Below are 15,931 nucleotides of genomic sequence, written 5' to 3'. Positions count from 1 at the left end.
TGGAAGGACCCGCGGGGAATGCAGCCGGTTGGGGCGGGTTCAGTATGCGTCGCGCACGCCTCCGGAAGCAACGATGATGCGATAGCCGATGTCGAGCTCGGCGCGCGCGAGGAGGTGGCCGTGGCGCACGTTCCACGAGCCATCCGCAAGGTCGGCCCGCAGCCGCTCCAGGCCGGGCCGCGGATCGCGGAGCTTGGCGAAGGCCGAGATGGCGCCGCGCGCGCCGTCGTCCAGGTAGCGCTCCGGCCGGCGCCAGTAGCCGCCGAGAAAGCCGTCCGTACAGTCCGCGGGGACGGGAACGGGACGGACATCCACCGGGCCCAAGACACTCTCCATCTGCGCGATGGTCGGCATGGTGAGCAGGTCCATCTCCACGATTTCGGGGAAGTAGTCCTGCACCAGCCAGAACCCGGGATGCTCGGGATCCCAGGTGAGGATGGCGACGCGGTTGTGCGCCACCCGTCGCATCTCCTGCAGCCCGGACCGCCAGTCCGGCCAGTGGTGGATGGTGAGCACGGCGAGCGCGGCATCGAACGAGGCGTCGCGGAAGGGCAGGTGGTCGGCGTAGGCGCGCACGGCCGGCCCCGCGCCAGGATGCCGCTGGCGCACCATCTCGGCCGACGGCTCCACCGCGGCCATCCTCCGGTCCGCTGGCTCGTACGATCCTGCCCCGGCGCCCACGTTCAGGACGGTGGACGCCGTGCCCAGCGCGTCGGCGATCTGTGCCGCGATGCGAGGGTCGGGGCGGCGGTAGGCGGAGTAGCCGATGCCGATGATGTCGTAGAGGGGCTGTCCCATGCTGCCGTCCGCCGTCAGAGGAGCACCGTAAAGGCGAGCGCGATGGCGGAGAGCATCCAGATGCTGAGCAGCACCTGGTAGACGAGGTAGAGGCACACGGTCCTGAGAACGGTGGGCAGCCAGCCTCCCCCGTACACCCGGTGAAGGGCAAAACCCAGGTAAACGGACGCGATGAGCGCGATCACCGCGTCCGTCAGGCCGGGAAGCTCGCCCGGGGCACGGGCGGGCAGCAGCCGGTCCGCGATCATCAGGAGCAGGAAGAACGCGCTCCAGTGCAGCGAAAACACGACGTGGCCCACGTACCCGGCGGGCGCGCGGCGATGGAACAGGTGCAGCACCAGCCCGAACAGCAGCACCGACGCCACCAGGAACGCGGGCAGGTAGCCCGTCACCGTCGCCTCGAACCGCTCGCGGAACAGCTCCATCGAAATGCCGCGCCCGGCCAGCGGCGCGAGCGATTCCCTGCTGACGGTTCCGCTGACGCCAATGGCGTTGAGCGAACTGACGACGCGCGCCGTACGCGGATCGAACGTCAGGAACGGGCGATACGCGTTCACGAAGAAGAACGCCGCCGCGGCTCCCAGGTACAGCTGCAGGGGCTGCGTGTACCGGACGCGCCGCCCGTCCAGGTACTCGCGGGTCAGCCGCCCCGGCCGCCCCACCAGCGTGCCCACGGTGCGCAGGAGGCGCGAGTCCAGGCTGGTGAGGTCCGCGGCGGCCTGGCCGGCGAACGCCCGCACCGACGCCGCCGCCGGCTCCGCCGCCTGTCCGCAGGCGTGGCAGAACGCGCCCACGAGCACCGTCGCGCAGTTCTCGCACGCGGCGCCGTTCCCCGGCGCACCCGGCTCGGCGGGATCGGTCATCCCGCGGTGATGCCGCCCACCAGGACGACGGCGAGGCCGGCCAGGAGACCGTACGCCACGGACGACAGCAGCAGTACGACAGCGGCGCGAAGCAGCCCACCCACCACGCGCTGCTGGAAGAAGTGGCACGCCGCCCACGCGTAGTACCCTGCGCCCATCACGCCGATCACCAGGCCCACCGCCTCACCGGCCGTGCTGTCGGGCCGCACGACGGGCCGGGAAAGCACGTCCAGCACGGTGACCATCAGCGCCGCCTGGGCCAGCACGAACGCGTTGAAGACGAGGTGCTCGGCGTAGTTGCGGGCGGAACGGTAGAACACGGCCCATGAGAACAGGGCCGTAACCGGCACCACCAGCGCGACGATGATGCTGGCGTGGGCCGCGATCCGGCGCACCGCATCCGCGGCGGTCGGAACAGGCGCCCTGGAGGACGCCTCGTTGAATCCGCGGATGAAATCCTCGATTCCGCCGAAGCTGGTGAACAGAAGCGCGGTGATGCTGGCGCAGAGCAGCAGGTAGCTCACCGGGTTGGTGTAGCTCACCGTGGCCCCCGCAACGTAATCGCCCACCACCCGCCCCGGGTTCCGGCTCAGCGACAGAAACGTGTGCAGCAGCCCCCGGTTCAGCCCGAAAACGGTGCTGGCCACGTTCCGCACCACCAGCCCGGTGGTGAGCCGCTCCCGCGCCTCCTGCCCGCACTCACCGCAAAAGGCCGCGCCAAGGTGCGCCCCGCACGCCGGGCACGCGCCGGCGGGTGCCTTCGCCGAGAGCGGCGCGGTGGGCAAAACGGTCGGGTTGTCGAGCATCGGCCTCGGCGAGCGGTAAACGTTTGGTGATGATGCTGGTACGCGTAGACCGCGAGCATGGTTTCAGGAGCGCTCCAGGCGCGGGGCTTCACCCCGTCCGTCACCGAGTTTTCCGGCGCACGTCACCGAAGGTAGGGTAGCGGGCTCACCGGGCAGAAGTCGGGCGATTCGTGGAGGACGTTGCGCATGGACGGAACGTGCCCTGAGCCGACCAGCACCAGCACGCGGCGCGTTCCGGGACGCAGCACGCGGGTGAGGTTGTGAGCCATGATGATGTTGCGCTCGTACCAGCGCGCAAGCAGCTGCGGCCCTCCGCGGTTTCGGCCTTCTCCCGCCGCCAGCATGCTGCCGAACATGGCGAACGAGTTGCCGCCCTGCAGCCCTTCGTCGGAGTTCGCCGCCCGCAGGTGCTCGATCAGGCTGGTTTCACGCTGCCATGCCGCCGTGGAGTCCGCGTCCGCGCGAAGCACCGCCATGAGGCTGTCGCTGTGCGCCTTGAACTCGGGGCGCCGAACATAGAGCGCCTCAATGGAGTCGTTGCCGATGGGCATCTGGTGATCGATCGGATGCACCGTTTCGTGCCCGAGCCTGCGGGCAAGGCGGAACCCGATCTGCTCGACCTCGTCGTGGCTGCGCACGGTGCCCTGGGCCAGGTATCGCCGGTATCGGGCGGTGGTGGAGTCCGCGAAGCTGAACGGCCACTCTACCGCGATCTGCTCGGGGCCCCAACCAGCCAGCCGCGTCACCAGTTCCTCGAGCTCCGCCTGCCTTCGCGGGCCCAGGATGTCGGTGGCCGGGGTATCGACCGCGTCGGTGGAAGAACCCGCGAAGTGATACGTTCCCAGCAGCATCACCTCTACCTCGCCGGGCCGGCACGCAGCCGGAAATCCGGTAGGAGGCTGCTCGTTCGCCATGGGGGCCGGCGCAACGGCCGCCGGGGCGCAGCTGGCCAGCGCAAAGGCGAGCCCAACCCCTCCGATCCGCCACAGCTCCATCATCGATGTTTCTCGTGCGTTCGGGTTGCAGGAGGGGTTTGGCCGCTGGCGTCTACTAGCAAGCGGCTGTGCAAAGGCTTGCCGCTGCGTCACTCGCGAAGGTGAGCGATCCAGCGTGGTAGACGTGCTCTCTGGCCGAGCGTCTCAACCGCGTCCAGCAGATGTTGAACGGCGTCGTTGCGTTCGCCCGCCGGGAGGTGCGCCACGAGTAAGGAGAGCGCGGCTGCGGCGCCCTCGCTGCTCACCTCGCCAGCGTCACTCGCCTGCCTCTGGACGAACCACTCGTTGAGCTTGCGGAGGGTGCCAGCGTGGGGCACGGCGCCGTTCAGGAATGCGCGGAAGCCGGTGCCGGACAGGCCGATCTCGCGCGCTGCCCGCCGCTGCGAGGTCGCTTCCGCATAGGCGCGGGCAGCCTCGCGAAGCGCGTCCAGGGAGGCGGCGCGCTCACCAGTCCCAGCGCTCACCCCGTCGGTGCCCATCAGCCGCCCGCATCCAAGCCCTTCAGCAGGTCAGCCGGCGCGATCTCCAGCGCTTCCGCGAGCCTCACGATGTTCACCAGGGCTACGTTCCGCTCGCCGCGCTCAGCGCCGCCCGCGTACGTGCGATCGATGCCCGCTTTGGCCGCCAGCTTTTCCTGCGAAAGCCCCGTCCGTTGCCGGGCTTCGCGCAGGTTCTGCCCAAAACGTTTCAGGATGTCGGCTCGGGATAGTGCGGGCATGTGGAAAGATCGCTGGAACCGGAAGGGCATCGACTACGAGGATGATGCAAAGCTTGCCGACAATCGGTCCACGGATTATAAGTATTCGATGACTATGAGCATTGTACCAGAAGGAGGCGCCCATGAGGACTACGGGGGAAGGCGGGAAGCACGCCTCACCGATGCGGCTGTTGGAGATGCTGTCGGACCGCTTCGGGGCCTTCGAGACGATCGCGTACGCTTCGCTGCAACTGGCGCAGGGCCGCGGTAGTGACAACGCGCCCCCGATGAGCCGGATGACTGCGGACGCGATTCTCGAGTTCGGGGATGATCTGCGGCAGGCGTACGAGGCTGCATTGCAGTGGGGGGATGAGCGATCGACGCCCATCTCCAGCCTGGCTTATGGTGAGCAGCGGTGAATGAACGCGCGCCCGCGGAGTTACCGGGGGGTGCGCGTTCTGGTTGATCGCCTCCGTGTGGGATCAGCCGCCGTACGGCACGATCATCATCAGCCCGGTGAGCGCGGCGACTAGGAAGAGGTACGTGCCCAGTGCGCCGTTGTCCTCCTGCTCCGCGGCAGGCTGAAAGAGCTGCCACCCGGCGCCCAGCAGGAGAAGGAACAGCATCCCCTCGTGCGACACCGCCCACGCGCCCGCTATGAACGCCGCCGCCACCGCCCGATGCGTGCGCGTGAGCGCGTGAAACCCGCGCCCGCCGTCGAGCTGCCAGATGGGGATCAGGTTGAACAGGTTGAGGAAGGCCCCCGTATGGGTGATGGCGGCCCAAATGGGCGAGCCGGTGGCGAGATAGACGCCGTACGCCGCGAGCGCCGCGCCCAGCCCCCAGACCGGCCCCGCGAGCCCAATGCGTGCGTCCGTGCGCGCGTCGGGCGGGCTCATGTGCAGGCGCACGAACGCGCCCACGCCGGGGATGAACACCGGCGCCGACGCCGGCATCCCGAAGCGCCGCAGCGCCGCCACGTGCCCCATTTCGTGGATGTAGATGGAGACGACGATCCCCGCAGCGAACTTCCATCCGAAGAGGCTCCAGTAGACGCCCAGGAAGGCGAGCATCGACAGCAGCGTGCTCATCTTCGTCAGGCCCAGCACCAGCAGCTTGCCCTTCGTTACAATGAACAGCAGCGCGGCTGCGCCGATGGCGCCCGCCGTCGCCCCCGCGTGCGAGCCGTGCGGCTTCGCCTTGCCCGGCGCCGCGCCGTCTAAGGGGCCGAGCGCGGCGATGCGGGAAGCGATGGTGGCGCGCTGTCCGGCGCCCGGCGGCAACAAGGTGAGCGCCTGGTGCCACAGATCCGCCGCGCGGGCGCGGTCGCCGGCCAGCGTGGCGGCTTCGGCTTCCGCGGCCAGGCGGCGCAGCTCGTCGCCGCGGAGCAGCCGGCCGCAGGCGGGGCAGGCGAGCAGCCCCGCCGCCACCTGCGAGCCGCACCCCGCGCAGACGGCCGCGGCAGGCGCGGGGGGCGTGGCCGGCGAGACGACGAGGTCCGTCACCCGGCGAGCTGCGGCTGGGGCTTGGGCGCCACTGCGTACGGGCCGGTGACGGTGAGCTCAGGCCGCTTGTTCTCGCGCCACGCCTGATACAGTCCGAAACCCAGGATAAGCACTCCGATCGGCGCAGAGGTGATGGTCAGGATGGGCAGGGTCAGCGAGAAGATGAACGCCCCGATGTAGATGAGGGCAGCGGGGACTCCAGTGTCTTCGCCCGATGCCCGCCATGCATCCAGGATGGCCGGGATGAAACTCGTGCAGATGGCCAGGTAGGTGAACCCGATGGCCACCACCTGGTACAGCCATCCGCCGCGGCCGTGCGAGCCGACGCTCACGGCGCGGCCGACCATCCAGCCCACCAGGATCGCGATCAGCCCGATCTCGTAGCCCGTGGCGGCCAGCACCACGAAGTAAAGAAGGCTGCCGGCCAGCGCCGCGCCCGCGCCGAAGAGGATCGCGCGGCCGATGCGCCCGGTCCGGCTGCCCTGCGGCCCCGCCACCAGCGCATGCCGGCACGGCGTGCAGACCACCTGCATGTTCGCCATGTGGTACTCGCCCTCAATGGGGCGATGGCACGCGGTGCAGGACCGCTCGGTGGTGGCGGCCGCCGACGGCTCGGCCGTGTCGAACTGGAGCGCACCCGTCGCGGGCGCCGCCGGCGAAAGATCGGACATGGCTTTCTCGGGGAGATTGGAACAAGAGCGGGCGGGATGCCCGAACGTTACACGACATTGCAACGTCGCGCAACGTTCGTTTCCCTTCGCGGGACCGTCTCGCCCCACGTCCCCGATGACGCCCTGCGCGGACTAGCGTCGCGCGCCGGTGAGCGAGCGGATCAGCTGCACCTCCTCCGCGCGGTACGGGGTGCCGTCGGGGCGGAAGATGTCGTGGAACCAGACGGGCGGCTCCGACGGGTAGGCGCGCTGCCACGAGTCCCACGGGTAGATGGTCTGCGACTCGCCACTGACGAAGCCCCAGTTGTACGCATCGACCGCCTGCTGCTTGAAGTACGGCAGGATGCTTTCGAACGTGCTGCCGCGCGGGCGAGCCATGTATTCGGTGCACAGCACCGGGCGCCCGTACTTTTGAAGCGCCGCCACCTGGCGCTGCAGGTTCGGAAGGTCGTCGTAGCTGTGGAAGGTGATGACGTCCGAGTTCTCCAGCATGAACGTGGTGATGGGCAGCGTCTGGCTGGGATCCACGTAGTCGCCCTTCCACGGCCCGGCGGTCAGCGGCTGTGAGGGGTTCATCTCCCGCGCCCACTGGAAGGTGCGGCGCAGCAGCGCCAGCGCCATCTCGCCCTTGTTCACCGGCTCGAATGCGCCGTACGAGCCTCCGTTGCGGTTGTCGGGCTCGTTGAACAGGTCCCACGCCACGATCCGCCGGTCGTTCGCGAACCGGCCGACGACGCCCTTCACGTACGGCTCCAGCTCGCGGTGGCGCATGCTGTCGCGCAGGATCTCCACCCCCGGGGACTGCAGCCAGCCGGAATTGTGGAGACCCGGCACCGGCTGGCGCTGCGGGCCCAAGCGCGGGAACGGGTCCCACACGGCGTCGAACAGCACCAGCATGGGCCGGATCTTGTGCCGGTCGGCGATGGCCAGGAACTCGTCGACGCGATTGAGAAAGCCCTGCGGGTCCTGCTTGTAGGCCAGGTCGTGAAGGAACACGCGCATGGTGTTCATCCCCAGCCCCTGCGCCCACCCCAGCTCGCGGTCGATCGTCCGCGGGTCCCAGCTTTCCGCCTGCCACATGTCGAGCTGGTTGATCGCGGACTGCGGCGCGTAGTTGGCGCCCACCAGCCATCCCGTCTCGCGCTCCCACGCCATCGCGCGTTCCGCGGACCAGCGCCCGGGAAGCTGCTGGGCCTGCGCGGTGGCGACCGTGGCGACGACGGCCAGCAGGGTGAAGGTGCCGCGGAGAATTCGACGCTGCATCATGGGAAATCCGGGGATCGGTGGGACAGGAGGGCCGCCCGGCAAGCTAACCACGCCGGGTCGGCGCGCAAGCGAGTGGCGTCGTGCGCCGGGCGCGGATAGAGTTCAGCTCATGCCGAACGATTCCATCGACACCGAGCGCCTGACGCTCCGCCAGCCCGCGCTGGCCGACTTCGCGGACTCCCTGGCGATGTGGTCGTCGCCCGAGGTGGCGCGCTACATCAGCGGGCGCCCATCCACACGCGAGGAGGTGTGGGCGCGGCTGCTGCGCTACGCCGGGCTGTGGGCGACGCTGGGGCTGGGATACTGGGTGGTGCGGGAGCGCGCGACGGGGCGGTACCTGGGCGAGGTGGGCTTCGGCGACTTCCGCCGCGACATCGTGCCCCCGCTGGACGGCATCCCCGAGATGGGATGGGTGCTGGACCCGCGGGCGCACGGGCGCGGCTACGCGACCGAGGCCGTGCGCGCCGGCCTCGCCTGGGCCCACGAGAACCTCCCCCGCGCCGCGGACGGTTCGCCCGGGCGGATCGTGGCCATCATCCACCCGGACAACGCCCCCTCCATCCGCGTGGCGGAAAAGTGCGGCTTCCGCCGGGGCGCGGACGCCATCTACAAGCACGAGCTCACGCTGGTCTTCGAGCGGTAGGCACGCGGGCGCTCATGAGGCGCGGCGGTAGTGCGCGGTCATGAACTGCTTCCACTGTCCGTCGCCGCCTACGTAGCGGGACGTGAGCACCCGGTGGTCGTCGCCCCTGAACTCGATGGAGTCCTGGTACCTGGCCATCGTGCCCTCCTGCTCGTAGCTGGGGCCCTCCGTATCCAGCGTCAGGGTGGTGCCCGAGGCGTCCAGCTCGCCGTCGTAGATCCAGATGTGCGTCATCATCGAACCGATGAAGGTGCCCCGGAAGCGCCCTTTCTCCCGGTCGAACCCCAGCGTCATCAGCGTCGACATGTTCCCCCCGTCGCGCCCCTCGCACAGCGCCCACGTGGTGCCCAGCAGCCGCACGCTCTCCGAACCGGTGACCTTCATCGGCGTGCCGTCCGGCTCCAGGGCGTCCATCTCCCACGTCCACTCGCCCACCAGCCGCTGCAGCCACTCGTGCGTCGCCTGCGGTTCGCCGTTCATCGATGTCTCCATGGGAACGAGGTTGGATCATGGCCCAGCGGATGCGCGCAACGTAAACGCCGCCGGCGCGTGCGCCAAGCGGTCCCGCGGGCCGACCCCTGATCGCCGGCTCGCCGAGGAGGAAGGAACGCCGCCCCGGATTTCGTGCCTGGGGCGCGTCCTTTCAGACCGACGGGTTCGCCGCCGGAAATCGTTTCTACAAATTTTTGTTACGAACCGGGTGGGCGGTCTGCGCATATCTGTTTGCGGGTGCGCCACTTGTAATTGCAGGGGGTGCCGTTAGATTGACAGCGATTCCGCTTATTTTGGGTGACTTCACCCTGCCCGTCATCCCAGGACGATCGTGCAACTCCGGTTTCGTCTCCCAGGCCACCGCGTGTGGCCCCTGGCGGTGGTGCTTCTGGCCGGCGCCTGCGGGGATGGGCAGCCTCTCGCGCCCGCTCCGGCCCCCGCTGAGGCGCTGCCCGTGCTCAAGGTGCTGGAGTGCACGGCGAACGTCGTTTCCGCGACCCTGTCGTGTTCCCGGGGCGCCCCACAGGGCGGGCCCAACCTGACGATCATCGGCGGGCAGAACGACCTCCTTACCCTCGCCTCGTCGAACGTATCCGCGTCGAACGGCATCTTTCAGTTCGACGTCACCGTGCAGAACCTGATGCCCGAGGCCATGGGCACGTGGAACGGCGTCGTCGCCGATACGGCGGGGATCAGGGTGTTCTTCTACCGCGGTCCGTCGTCGGCCACCGGCGTGGTGACGGTGGACAATGAGGACGGGGCCGGAGTGTTCACCGGGCCCGCCCAGCCGTTCTTCCGGTACAGCCAGATCCTCCACCAGAACGACGTTTCTTCCGCCAGGACCTGGCGGCTGGCCTACGGCGCCGGGGTGCAGACGTTCACCTTCCGGGTGTACGTGGCCGCGGCGGTGCAGCCGCTGCTGGTGATCAACGAAGTCATGGTGAATCCCAGCGGCACCATGTACGATCTGGAGGGCGACTGGTTCGAGGTGTACAACGCCGGCCGGCTCGCGGTGCAGATGGAGGGGATGCTGGTCGCGGATTCCGCGGCGTCCGGGCGGCAGGCGTATCACCGGATTTCCGCGCCGCTGGAAGTGCCGCCGGGAGGATACGTGGTGCTGGGCAACTCTACCAGCTTCAACGCAAACGGAGGGGTTCCGGTGGACTACGCCTACGGAAGCGCGATGAGGTTCCCCGCCTCGCTGGATGCGCTGAAGATCTCTCGCCTCACCTCCGTCGCCGGAGACACGGTGACCGTGGACCGGACGCAGTATGCGCAGGCGTCGGTTTCCGCGCAGGACGGGGTGTCGCGTGAGCTGAAGAATCCCGGGCTGGACAATGCCAACATGGACGGAAGCAACTGGGCCGCGGCGCTGGTTACCGCCGTCTTCGGGTCGGGTGGCCGCGGCACGCCCAAGGCCCAGAACTCCACCTATACGCCTTGATCTCCCGGCGTTCCGGGCACGTACTGATGAACTCCGCTCCGGGCCGCGCGCCCGGGGCGGAGTTTTCCTTTCTGCATCCCGTTCAGTCCGCCGTTCGCTCCACGGAGAGCCCAGCCGCCTTGAGCGTCAGGTAGTCGCGTTCGGGGATGCTGGCCGTCCGCTCCGCCGCCGCGCGGTAGTGGGCGATGGCGCGCGCCGGGTCGCCCGCCCGCTCGTACAGGTGCGCGCGGACGGCGTCCAGGCGGTAGTGCCCGCGCATCCGCGGATCGTCGTCCAGCGCCTTCAGCAGCTCCAGCCCAGCCTCCGGGCCTTTCACCATCGCGGCGGCGATCACGCGGTTCAGCGTCACCACCGGGTTGTCCGACGTCCGCTCCAGCACGCCGTACAGAGCCAGGATCTGCGGCCAGTCGGTGTCGTCCGCGCGCTCAGCCTCGTCGTGGACGGCCGCGATGGCCGCCTGCAGCTGGTACGGCCCCACGGCTCCACGCGAGAGCGCATCCGAGACCAGCGCGACGCCCTCCACGATCATCGCCCGGTTCCACAGCGCGCGGTCCTGCTCGTCCAGCGGGATCAGCTCGCCGTGGGGGCCCGTGCGCGCGGCGCGGCGGGCGTCGGTCAGCAGCATCAACGCCAGGAGCCCCGCCACCTCGGCGTCGTTCGGCAGCAGGACGTGGAGGGTGCGGGCCAGGCGGATGGCCTCGTCCGACAGGTCGGCCCGGTGCAGCTGCGGCCCGGTGCTGCTCGCGTATCCCTCGCTGAACAGCAGGTAGAGCACGTGCAGCACGGACTTCAGCCGCTCCGCGCGCTCGGCCGCGGAGGGCATTTCGAACGGCACGCCGGACGACTTGATGCTCGCCTTCGCCCGGCTGATCCGCTGGGCCATGGTGGCCTCGGGAACCAGGAACGCGGCGGCGATCTGCGCCGTCGTCAATCCGCCCACGGCGCGCAGGGTGAGGGCGATGGCGGACGCGGGCGTCAGCGCGGGGTGGCAGCACATGAACAGCAGCACGAGCGTGTCGTCGCCATCCACCCCCACCTCCGCGTCCGGCGGGGGGACGAAGGCCCAGTCGGCCCAAACCTGGCTGGCGACGGCGTCCTCGCGGCGGCGGCGCGCCATCTCGCCGCGCAGGTGGTCGGTCAGGCGCCGGAGGGCCACGTGGTACAGCCAGCCGCGTGGGTTGCGCGGAACACCGTCCGCCGGCCACTGCGCCGCCGCGGCGATCAGCGCTTCCTGCACCGCGTCTTCCGCCGCCTGGAAGTCGCCGTGCCTGCGCGCCACGGCGCCGAGCACCTGCGGCGCAAGCTCGCGCAGCAGGTGCTCGATCGTGGCTGGGACGGAATCCGCCGTCACGCGTCCGTGGTCGGCGGCGCGCTCATCACCTGGCGCACCTCGATGCCCATGTTCAGCGGCGCGCCGCCGGGGCCGGGCGCGGCCGAGGCCTTGGCGGCGAGCTGGTAGGCGCGCTCGGGCGAATCCACCTCCACGATCCAGTAGCCGGCCAGGAACTCCTTGGATTCGGGGAACGGGCCGTCCGTGACGGGCGCGCCGTCCTTGCCCGCGCGCACCAGCTTCGCTTCGCCGGGCGCGGCCAGCCCCTGCGCATCCACCCACTCGCCCGAGGCCATGAGCTCCTGGTTGAACTGGTGCATGAACCCGATGTGGGCCTGGAAGTCTTCCGGCGACCACTGGCCGACCTGGTAGTCACCGGTTCCGCGCGGCGCGTGCATCATCATCATGTACTTCATGGTTCGTTCTCCCGTTCGGTGGTTCGGCCGTCGACCGGCCCGTGCGAAGCAGCCCTCGTTGGCGCTTCCGTACAGTAGTCGGAGCCGCCGGCGCGTTCTCTACATCATCTTCCCGACGACTTCACATGATCGTCATCGTGAACGTCATCTCCCGTCGACCGCCGGGATCCAGCGGCCCTGGATGTGGAACGCTTCCACGCGCGGATACGTGAGTTCCGGGCACCTCACCCGCCACCACGCAACGAGGTAGACGCCGTTGGTGACGGGCACGATACGCGTCTCGCCGCCAAATGACACCCGCACCTGGTCCGCGCCCTCGGGGGCGGCGTCCCAGTCTACGAGGGTCCCGAGTTCGTCATCCTGGCTGCCGGTGTGCGTCCAGCCCGGCCCGTTGCTGCTCGTCCCCTCCCTCCAGCCGCCATCCTCGCGAGCCACGCACGACCCGTACAGGTACGGGTACCCGGGTTTGCCGGTGTCCAGGAGAACGTACGCGTCGTCGCCCGAAACGAGAGCGGCGGCGACCCGGCGATGCGCGTCCGGAAACCCGTCCAGGGCCGCGGCTTCCGGCGTGTCGAAGGTGTCGGCGTGCATGGGGCTGGCTGCGCGGGCAGAGTGGGAAGCGCCGGAGCTGGCGCGACAGAGTAGTGGTGCCAGCCTCCCCGGTCCACATCCCACGGCGCGCGGAGCCTGGTGGCAGAGGTCAGACTGCGACAATCTTGTGTTGCAGCGTCCCGCTCCCCACCTTCCTGCTGCGCTTCCCCGCGCCTGGCCGATTCACCCTCGTTAATGGCGGAGCCCGCTCATGTGCCGTGCTTTTCCTTTCGCTTTACACCGCCTGGTGGCTGCATGACGCGCCGTGGTCTTGTCGCGCTCGCGGCCGGGGTGCTGTTCGGTGGGGCGGTCGGCGTGCGCCTGCTCAGCGGCGCCCCCGGAACCACCCTGCTGGGCAACCTGGTGCAGGCCCAGCCCCACCGCGCCACTGCCGCACGGTTTTCGATTCCCACGAGGTATCGCCTGTGCACGGTGCTGCCCGACTCGGCAAAGGCGCAGGTGCCCCGCGAATCGTGCGGGGACGCCGAGGACGCGCGGCTGGACCTTCATGCGTTCGCCGGGGCGGGGGCAAGCTTCGACCCGGACTCGCTTCACGCATCCGCGCTGGCCGGTGTGATCTGGTGGGACGAGTCTGCGCAGTCGATCAACGACGCGATCGCTCGGCTGGACAAGGCGCTCCGGCTCAGCCGCCGTCGCGTTCCGCTGCTGGCAGACCTTTCCGGAGTGCACCTGGTGCGCGCCGAGCGGACGCAGAATGCCCGCGACCTGGTGGTGGCGTTGAACTTTGCCCTCGAAGCGCTCTCTCGCGAGCCGCGCAACGTGGTGGCACTCTTCAACGCCGCCTTGGCGCTGCAGGCGCTGGGGATCGACGAACAGGCCGTGCTGGCATGGGACACGTACCTGGCTGCGGACTCACTGTCGCCCTGGGCCGTCGAGGCGCGCCTGAGACGGCACGCCCTGCTTTCCCACCCCGCGCCCCCAACTCCCCCGGCACGCGGCGCGGCGCCGCCCGTGGTGGAGGCCTTCGCTACACGATACCCGCAGGAAGCGAGGTTCTTTGGGTGGGAGCATGTGCTGGGCGACTGGGGCAAGGCGCTGATCAGGAAAGACACGGCGGGCGCCGCGTTGCACCTGGCCTACGCCGGAGCCTTGGGTGCCGCGCTGGAGCGGAGCGGGGGAGACGCCACGTTGGCGGACGCAGTGCGGACGATCCGCGCGGCGCGCGGCAACGCACGCGCCACGGCGGCGCTCGCCCGGGGGCACCGGGACTACGCGGGCGCCCAAGCACTCTATCACGGTGCCAAACACCGGCAGGCCGAGGCTGCCTTCGATCGTATCGTGCGTGGGAGGCCGCCCTCGCCAGCGCTGCTGCAGTGGGCCACCGTGTTCCACGCGGGAATGCTCGTGTACGCCGAGAATAGACAGGAGGCGCAACTCCGGCTCGAAGCGCTGCTGAAGCAGGTGGATCGAGAGCGATACCCCGCGCTGGAGGCACGCGGGCGGGGAATCCTGGGTACGGTGCTTCTCCGCGCTGGCAGGTACCCGGAGGCACGCGCGGAATACGAGATGGCGGCGGAGGCGTTCGAGCGCCTGCGCGAGGTCCAGCTGGTGGGCGTGGCACTGACCAATGCCGGTGAAGCCGCATACGATCACGGCGACACTCTGGGTGCGTACCGGCTCATGCACCGGTCCATGCGCATTCTGCGGAACCACCGCGGCTCCGTGTGGCTGCACAACCAGCTGTTCAACCTGGCGACATTCGCGAGCCTGGACGGGATGCCTTGGGCCGCACGGATAATCCAGGACGAGGACGTGGCGGTGGCCACGCGTGTGGGCAACGCGCTGTCGCGCGTGGAAACGCTGGTCGCCCGCGCACACCTTCGGATGGTATCTGGCGATACCGCGGGCGCCGCGGCCGACCTGGGTGCCGCGGCGGCGCAGGTGGACAGCGTTCCGTCGGGAGCGCGCAAGTGGGCCGAGGAGACGGTGAGGTTCGCGCGGGCCGTGGTGCAGTCGGGAAAAGCGGGTCCGCCCGCCGCGGCGTCCAGGGATTCGGCGGTGCATTATTTCGAAAAGGACAACAACGTCGCATGGCTCCTTCGCGCGCTGGTACGGCGCGCCGACGCCCGGCTGACGGAGGGTGACCTGGCCGGCGCCACGTCGGATCTGGAAGCAGCGACCGCGCGCGTCCAGGCGCTTTCTCGTCGCGAGGACGACCGCTGGCTGCGCAGTGCGATGATGGAGCAGGCCAGGAGCCGCTTCGACCAATTGATGATGCTGCACCTGCGCGCCGGGCGCACCGCCGAGGCCCTTCGGACGCTGGAGCGGGCGCGCACCTCGTTCACGTCTGGCCCGCAGGCGAGTGCTCGGCTCACGGCGCCCCCGGGCGAGGTCGCGCTGGAGTACGCGCTGGTCGGCGATACGCTGCTGGTGTGGACGGTTCGCGGCGAGGCGCTGGATGTTCACGAGGCGCAGGTGGACCGCGGCGAGTTTCTGCTCGCCGTAGAGGAACTGGGTGCGGCGCTGGAATCGCCAGCGGGTGCCGCCCGCGTCCACGCCGGCCTGCGGCGCCTGTACGAGTGGCTGGTGCGCCCGGTTCGGGAGCACCTGGGTCCCCCTGGTACGCCGGTGGTGATTCTGGTGGACGGCGAGGTCGCGGGCGTTCCATTTGCCGCCCTGCTGGACAGCGTGAGCGGGCGCTACCTGGTACAAGACCATCCCCTGCGTTTCGCGCCGAGCCTTTCCGACGCCCGACGCCCGCTCCCCGCAATCCAGCGATCCGGCGGGCCGGCACTGCTGATCGCGGACCCGGCGTTCGACCGGGCGCGTCATCCCACGCTGGACCCGCTTCCCTGGGCATTGGCCGAGGTGGACTCGTTGCGCTTGCAGTATCCTCGCCCCGTGCTGCTGCGGGGCGACAGCGCCACCCGCGCGGCGGTGATGGAGCACGCGGGGAGAGCGCGCATCATCCACTACGCGGGGCATGCCCTGTTCGACGACGCGCGGCCGGAGCGCTCGCTGCTGCTGCTGGCTGGCGCCGACACCGTCGGGCGGGTCATCGCCGATACCGCCGACACATCCGGGCAGCTTACCGCCTACGCCGTCCGCCGGCTGAGGCTGGGCGGCGTTCGCCTGGTGGTGCTTTCTGCCTGCGGTACCCTCAGGTCCCGCGAGGGGCGGTCCGGCGGGTTCACGGGCCTGACGGGGGCGCTGCTGTCGGCAGGGGCGGGGGGCGTTCTAGGGAGCTTGTGGAGGGTGGACGACCGGAGCACCGTGCCGCTGATGGTGGAGTTCCACCGCGAGTACGCGCGCTCTGAGGATCCCGCCGCCGCACTGCGCCATGCCCAACTGCGAATGCTGAGCTTGCCCGATTCCACGCTGCAGTCTCCTTTCGCGTGGGCGGGCTTCCGCTACGTGGGCAACTGAGAAGGCGCGGGCAGCTCCGGAGAGCGG

17 protein-coding genes are annotated in these 15,931 nt (G+C 69.7%); 4 read left to right on the top strand and 13 right to left on the bottom strand.

The window, feature by feature from the left end; translation table 11 throughout:
* Positions 1-39: 39 nt before the first annotated feature.
* From VGB24_RS14015 to VGB24_RS13990, 6 genes are all read right to left on the bottom strand, one after another.
* Positions 40-798: a class I SAM-dependent methyltransferase gene (locus VGB24_RS14015; RefSeq protein ID WP_331073572.1), complete on the bottom strand. Its 759-nt coding sequence runs from the start codon at positions 796-798 to the stop codon at positions 40-42.
* A gap of 14 nt (positions 799-812) precedes the next feature.
* Entirely contained in the window at positions 813-1,661 is an 849-nt protein-coding gene (locus tag VGB24_RS14010) for a DUF3667 domain-containing protein (RefSeq protein WP_331073571.1), read from the bottom strand.
* On the bottom strand, positions 1,658-2,467 hold the full coding sequence (locus tag VGB24_RS14005; RefSeq protein ID WP_331073570.1) for a DUF3667 domain-containing protein: 810 nt from the start codon (positions 2,465-2,467) through the stop codon (positions 1,658-1,660). Before VGB24_RS14005 ends, VGB24_RS14010 begins: the two co-directional genes overlap by 4 nt.
* A gap of 122 nt (positions 2,468-2,589) precedes the next feature.
* Positions 2,590-3,465, bottom strand: a complete 876-nt coding sequence (locus tag VGB24_RS14000) for a DUF5694 domain-containing protein (protein WP_331073569.1) — start codon at positions 3,463-3,465, stop codon at positions 2,590-2,592.
* 86 nt (positions 3,466-3,551) lie between these two features.
* The gene (locus tag VGB24_RS13995) at positions 3,552-3,941 is read right to left on the bottom strand and encodes a hypothetical protein (protein ID WP_331073568.1); all 390 of its coding nucleotides are present in this window, start codon (positions 3,939-3,941) and stop codon (positions 3,552-3,554) included.
* Positions 3,941-4,210, bottom strand: coding sequence for a helix-turn-helix transcriptional regulator (locus VGB24_RS13990; protein WP_331073567.1), 270 nt, complete (start codon positions 4,208-4,210; stop codon positions 3,941-3,943). Before VGB24_RS13990 ends, VGB24_RS13995 begins: the two co-directional genes overlap by 1 nt.
* A gap of 92 nt (positions 4,211-4,302) precedes the next feature.
* On the opposite strand from VGB24_RS13990, the gene VGB24_RS13985 reads away from it, so the two are divergent.
* A complete protein-coding gene (locus VGB24_RS13985) occupies positions 4,303-4,578 on the top strand; it encodes a hypothetical protein (protein WP_331073566.1) in 276 nt (91 codons plus the stop codon).
* A 63-nt stretch (positions 4,579-4,641) separates the two neighbouring features.
* Here the strand turns inward: VGB24_RS13985 and VGB24_RS13980 are convergent, their stop codons facing one another.
* From VGB24_RS13980 to VGB24_RS13970, 3 genes are all read right to left on the bottom strand, one after another.
* The gene (locus VGB24_RS13980) at positions 4,642-5,664 is read right to left on the bottom strand and encodes a site-2 protease family protein (RefSeq protein ID WP_331073565.1); all 1,023 of its coding nucleotides are present in this window, start codon (positions 5,662-5,664) and stop codon (positions 4,642-4,644) included.
* Positions 5,661-6,335, bottom strand: coding sequence for a hypothetical protein (locus VGB24_RS13975; RefSeq protein ID WP_331073564.1), 675 nt, complete (start codon positions 6,333-6,335; stop codon positions 5,661-5,663). The genes VGB24_RS13980 and VGB24_RS13975 overlap by 4 nt, the downstream gene beginning before the upstream one ends.
* A gap of 132 nt (positions 6,336-6,467) precedes the next feature.
* A complete protein-coding gene (locus VGB24_RS13970; protein ID WP_331073563.1) occupies positions 6,468-7,601 on the bottom strand; it encodes a cellulase family glycosylhydrolase in 1,134 nt (377 codons plus the stop codon).
* A 109-nt stretch (positions 7,602-7,710) separates the two neighbouring features.
* Between VGB24_RS13970 and VGB24_RS13965 the strand changes: the two genes are divergently transcribed.
* Positions 7,711-8,244 carry a GNAT family N-acetyltransferase gene (locus VGB24_RS13965; protein ID WP_331073562.1) on the top strand — a complete coding sequence of 178 codons (534 nt, stop codon included), beginning with the start codon at positions 7,711-7,713 and terminating at the stop codon, positions 8,242-8,244.
* A gap of 12 nt (positions 8,245-8,256) precedes the next feature.
* Here VGB24_RS13965 and VGB24_RS13960 read toward each other — a convergent pair whose 3' ends face one another.
* Complete coding sequence (locus VGB24_RS13960; protein WP_331073561.1) at positions 8,257-8,724, bottom strand: DUF1579 domain-containing protein; 468 nt, start codon at positions 8,722-8,724, stop codon at positions 8,257-8,259.
* A gap of 376 nt (positions 8,725-9,100) precedes the next feature.
* Here VGB24_RS13960 and VGB24_RS13955 point away from each other — a divergent pair, with 376 nt between their 5' ends.
* The gene (locus VGB24_RS13955; protein ID WP_331073560.1) at positions 9,101-10,180 is read left to right on the top strand and encodes a hypothetical protein; all 1,080 of its coding nucleotides are present in this window, start codon (positions 9,101-9,103) and stop codon (positions 10,178-10,180) included.
* A gap of 82 nt (positions 10,181-10,262) precedes the next feature.
* Here VGB24_RS13955 and VGB24_RS13950 read toward each other — a convergent pair whose 3' ends face one another.
* From VGB24_RS13950 to VGB24_RS13940, 3 genes are all read right to left on the bottom strand, one after another.
* On the bottom strand, positions 10,263-11,531 hold the full coding sequence (locus tag VGB24_RS13950; protein ID WP_331073559.1) for an RNA polymerase sigma factor: 1,269 nt from the start codon (positions 11,529-11,531) through the stop codon (positions 10,263-10,265).
* Positions 11,528-11,926 (bottom strand): YciI family protein, encoded by a 399-nt coding sequence (locus VGB24_RS13945; protein WP_331073558.1) that lies wholly within the window; start codon positions 11,924-11,926, stop codon positions 11,528-11,530. Before VGB24_RS13945 ends, VGB24_RS13950 begins: the two co-directional genes overlap by 4 nt.
* Before the next feature lie 144 nt (positions 11,927-12,070).
* Positions 12,071-12,517, bottom strand: coding sequence for a hypothetical protein (locus tag VGB24_RS13940; protein WP_331073557.1), 447 nt, complete (start codon positions 12,515-12,517; stop codon positions 12,071-12,073).
* Between the two features lie 255 nt (positions 12,518-12,772).
* Between VGB24_RS13940 and VGB24_RS13935 the strand changes: the two genes are divergently transcribed.
* Positions 12,773-15,904: a CHAT domain-containing protein gene (locus tag VGB24_RS13935; protein WP_331073556.1), complete on the top strand. Its 3,132-nt coding sequence runs from the start codon at positions 12,773-12,775 to the stop codon at positions 15,902-15,904.
* Positions 15,905-15,931 lie beyond the last annotated feature (27 nt).

This window comes from Longimicrobium sp. (assembly GCF_036399935.1).
In the GTDB taxonomy this organism is placed as follows: domain Bacteria; phylum Gemmatimonadota; class Gemmatimonadetes; order Longimicrobiales; family Longimicrobiaceae; genus Longimicrobium.
Note: the sequence above shows the minus strand (reverse complement) of the source record. Positions and strands in the feature narration are given on the sequence as shown.

Bases quoted from the DNA above. Each gene is read 5' to 3' on its own strand.
- VGB24_RS14005 (WP_331073570.1), bottom strand. From the start codon at position 2,467: ATGCTCGACAACCCGACCGTTTTGCCCACCGCGCCGCTCTCGGCGAAG.
- VGB24_RS13945 (WP_331073558.1), bottom strand. From the start codon at position 11,926: ATGAAGTACATGATGATGATGCACGCGCCGCGCGGAACCGGTGACTAC.
- VGB24_RS14010 (WP_331073571.1), bottom strand. From the start codon at position 1,661: ATGACCGATCCCGCCGAGCCGGGTGCGCCGGGGAACGGCGCCGCGTGC.
- VGB24_RS13960 (WP_331073561.1), bottom strand. From the start codon at position 8,724: ATGAACGGCGAACCGCAGGCGACGCACGAGTGGCTGCAGCGGCTGGTG.
- VGB24_RS13975 (WP_331073564.1), bottom strand. From the start codon at position 6,335: ATGTCCGATCTTTCGCCGGCGGCGCCCGCGACGGGTGCGCTCCAGTTC.
- VGB24_RS13965 (WP_331073562.1), top strand. From the start codon at position 7,711: ATGCCGAACGATTCCATCGACACCGAGCGCCTGACGCTCCGCCAGCCC.
- VGB24_RS13970 (WP_331073563.1), bottom strand. From the start codon at position 7,601: ATGATGCAGCGTCGAATTCTCCGCGGCACCTTCACCCTGCTGGCCGTC.
- VGB24_RS13995 (WP_331073568.1), bottom strand. From the start codon at position 3,941: ATGGGCACCGACGGGGTGAGCGCTGGGACTGGTGAGCGCGCCGCCTCC.
- VGB24_RS13990 (WP_331073567.1), bottom strand. From the start codon at position 4,210: ATGCCCTTCCGGTTCCAGCGATCTTTCCACATGCCCGCACTATCCCGA.
- VGB24_RS13935 (WP_331073556.1), top strand. From the start codon at position 12,773: ATGACGCGCCGTGGTCTTGTCGCGCTCGCGGCCGGGGTGCTGTTCGGT.
- VGB24_RS14000 (WP_331073569.1), bottom strand. From the start codon at position 3,465: ATGATGGAGCTGTGGCGGATCGGAGGGGTTGGGCTCGCCTTTGCGCTG.
- VGB24_RS13985 (WP_331073566.1), top strand. From the start codon at position 4,303: ATGAGGACTACGGGGGAAGGCGGGAAGCACGCCTCACCGATGCGGCTG.
- VGB24_RS13940 (WP_331073557.1), bottom strand. From the start codon at position 12,517: ATGCACGCCGACACCTTCGACACGCCGGAAGCCGCGGCCCTGGACGGG.
- VGB24_RS14015 (WP_331073572.1), bottom strand. From the start codon at position 798: ATGGGACAGCCCCTCTACGACATCATCGGCATCGGCTACTCCGCCTAC.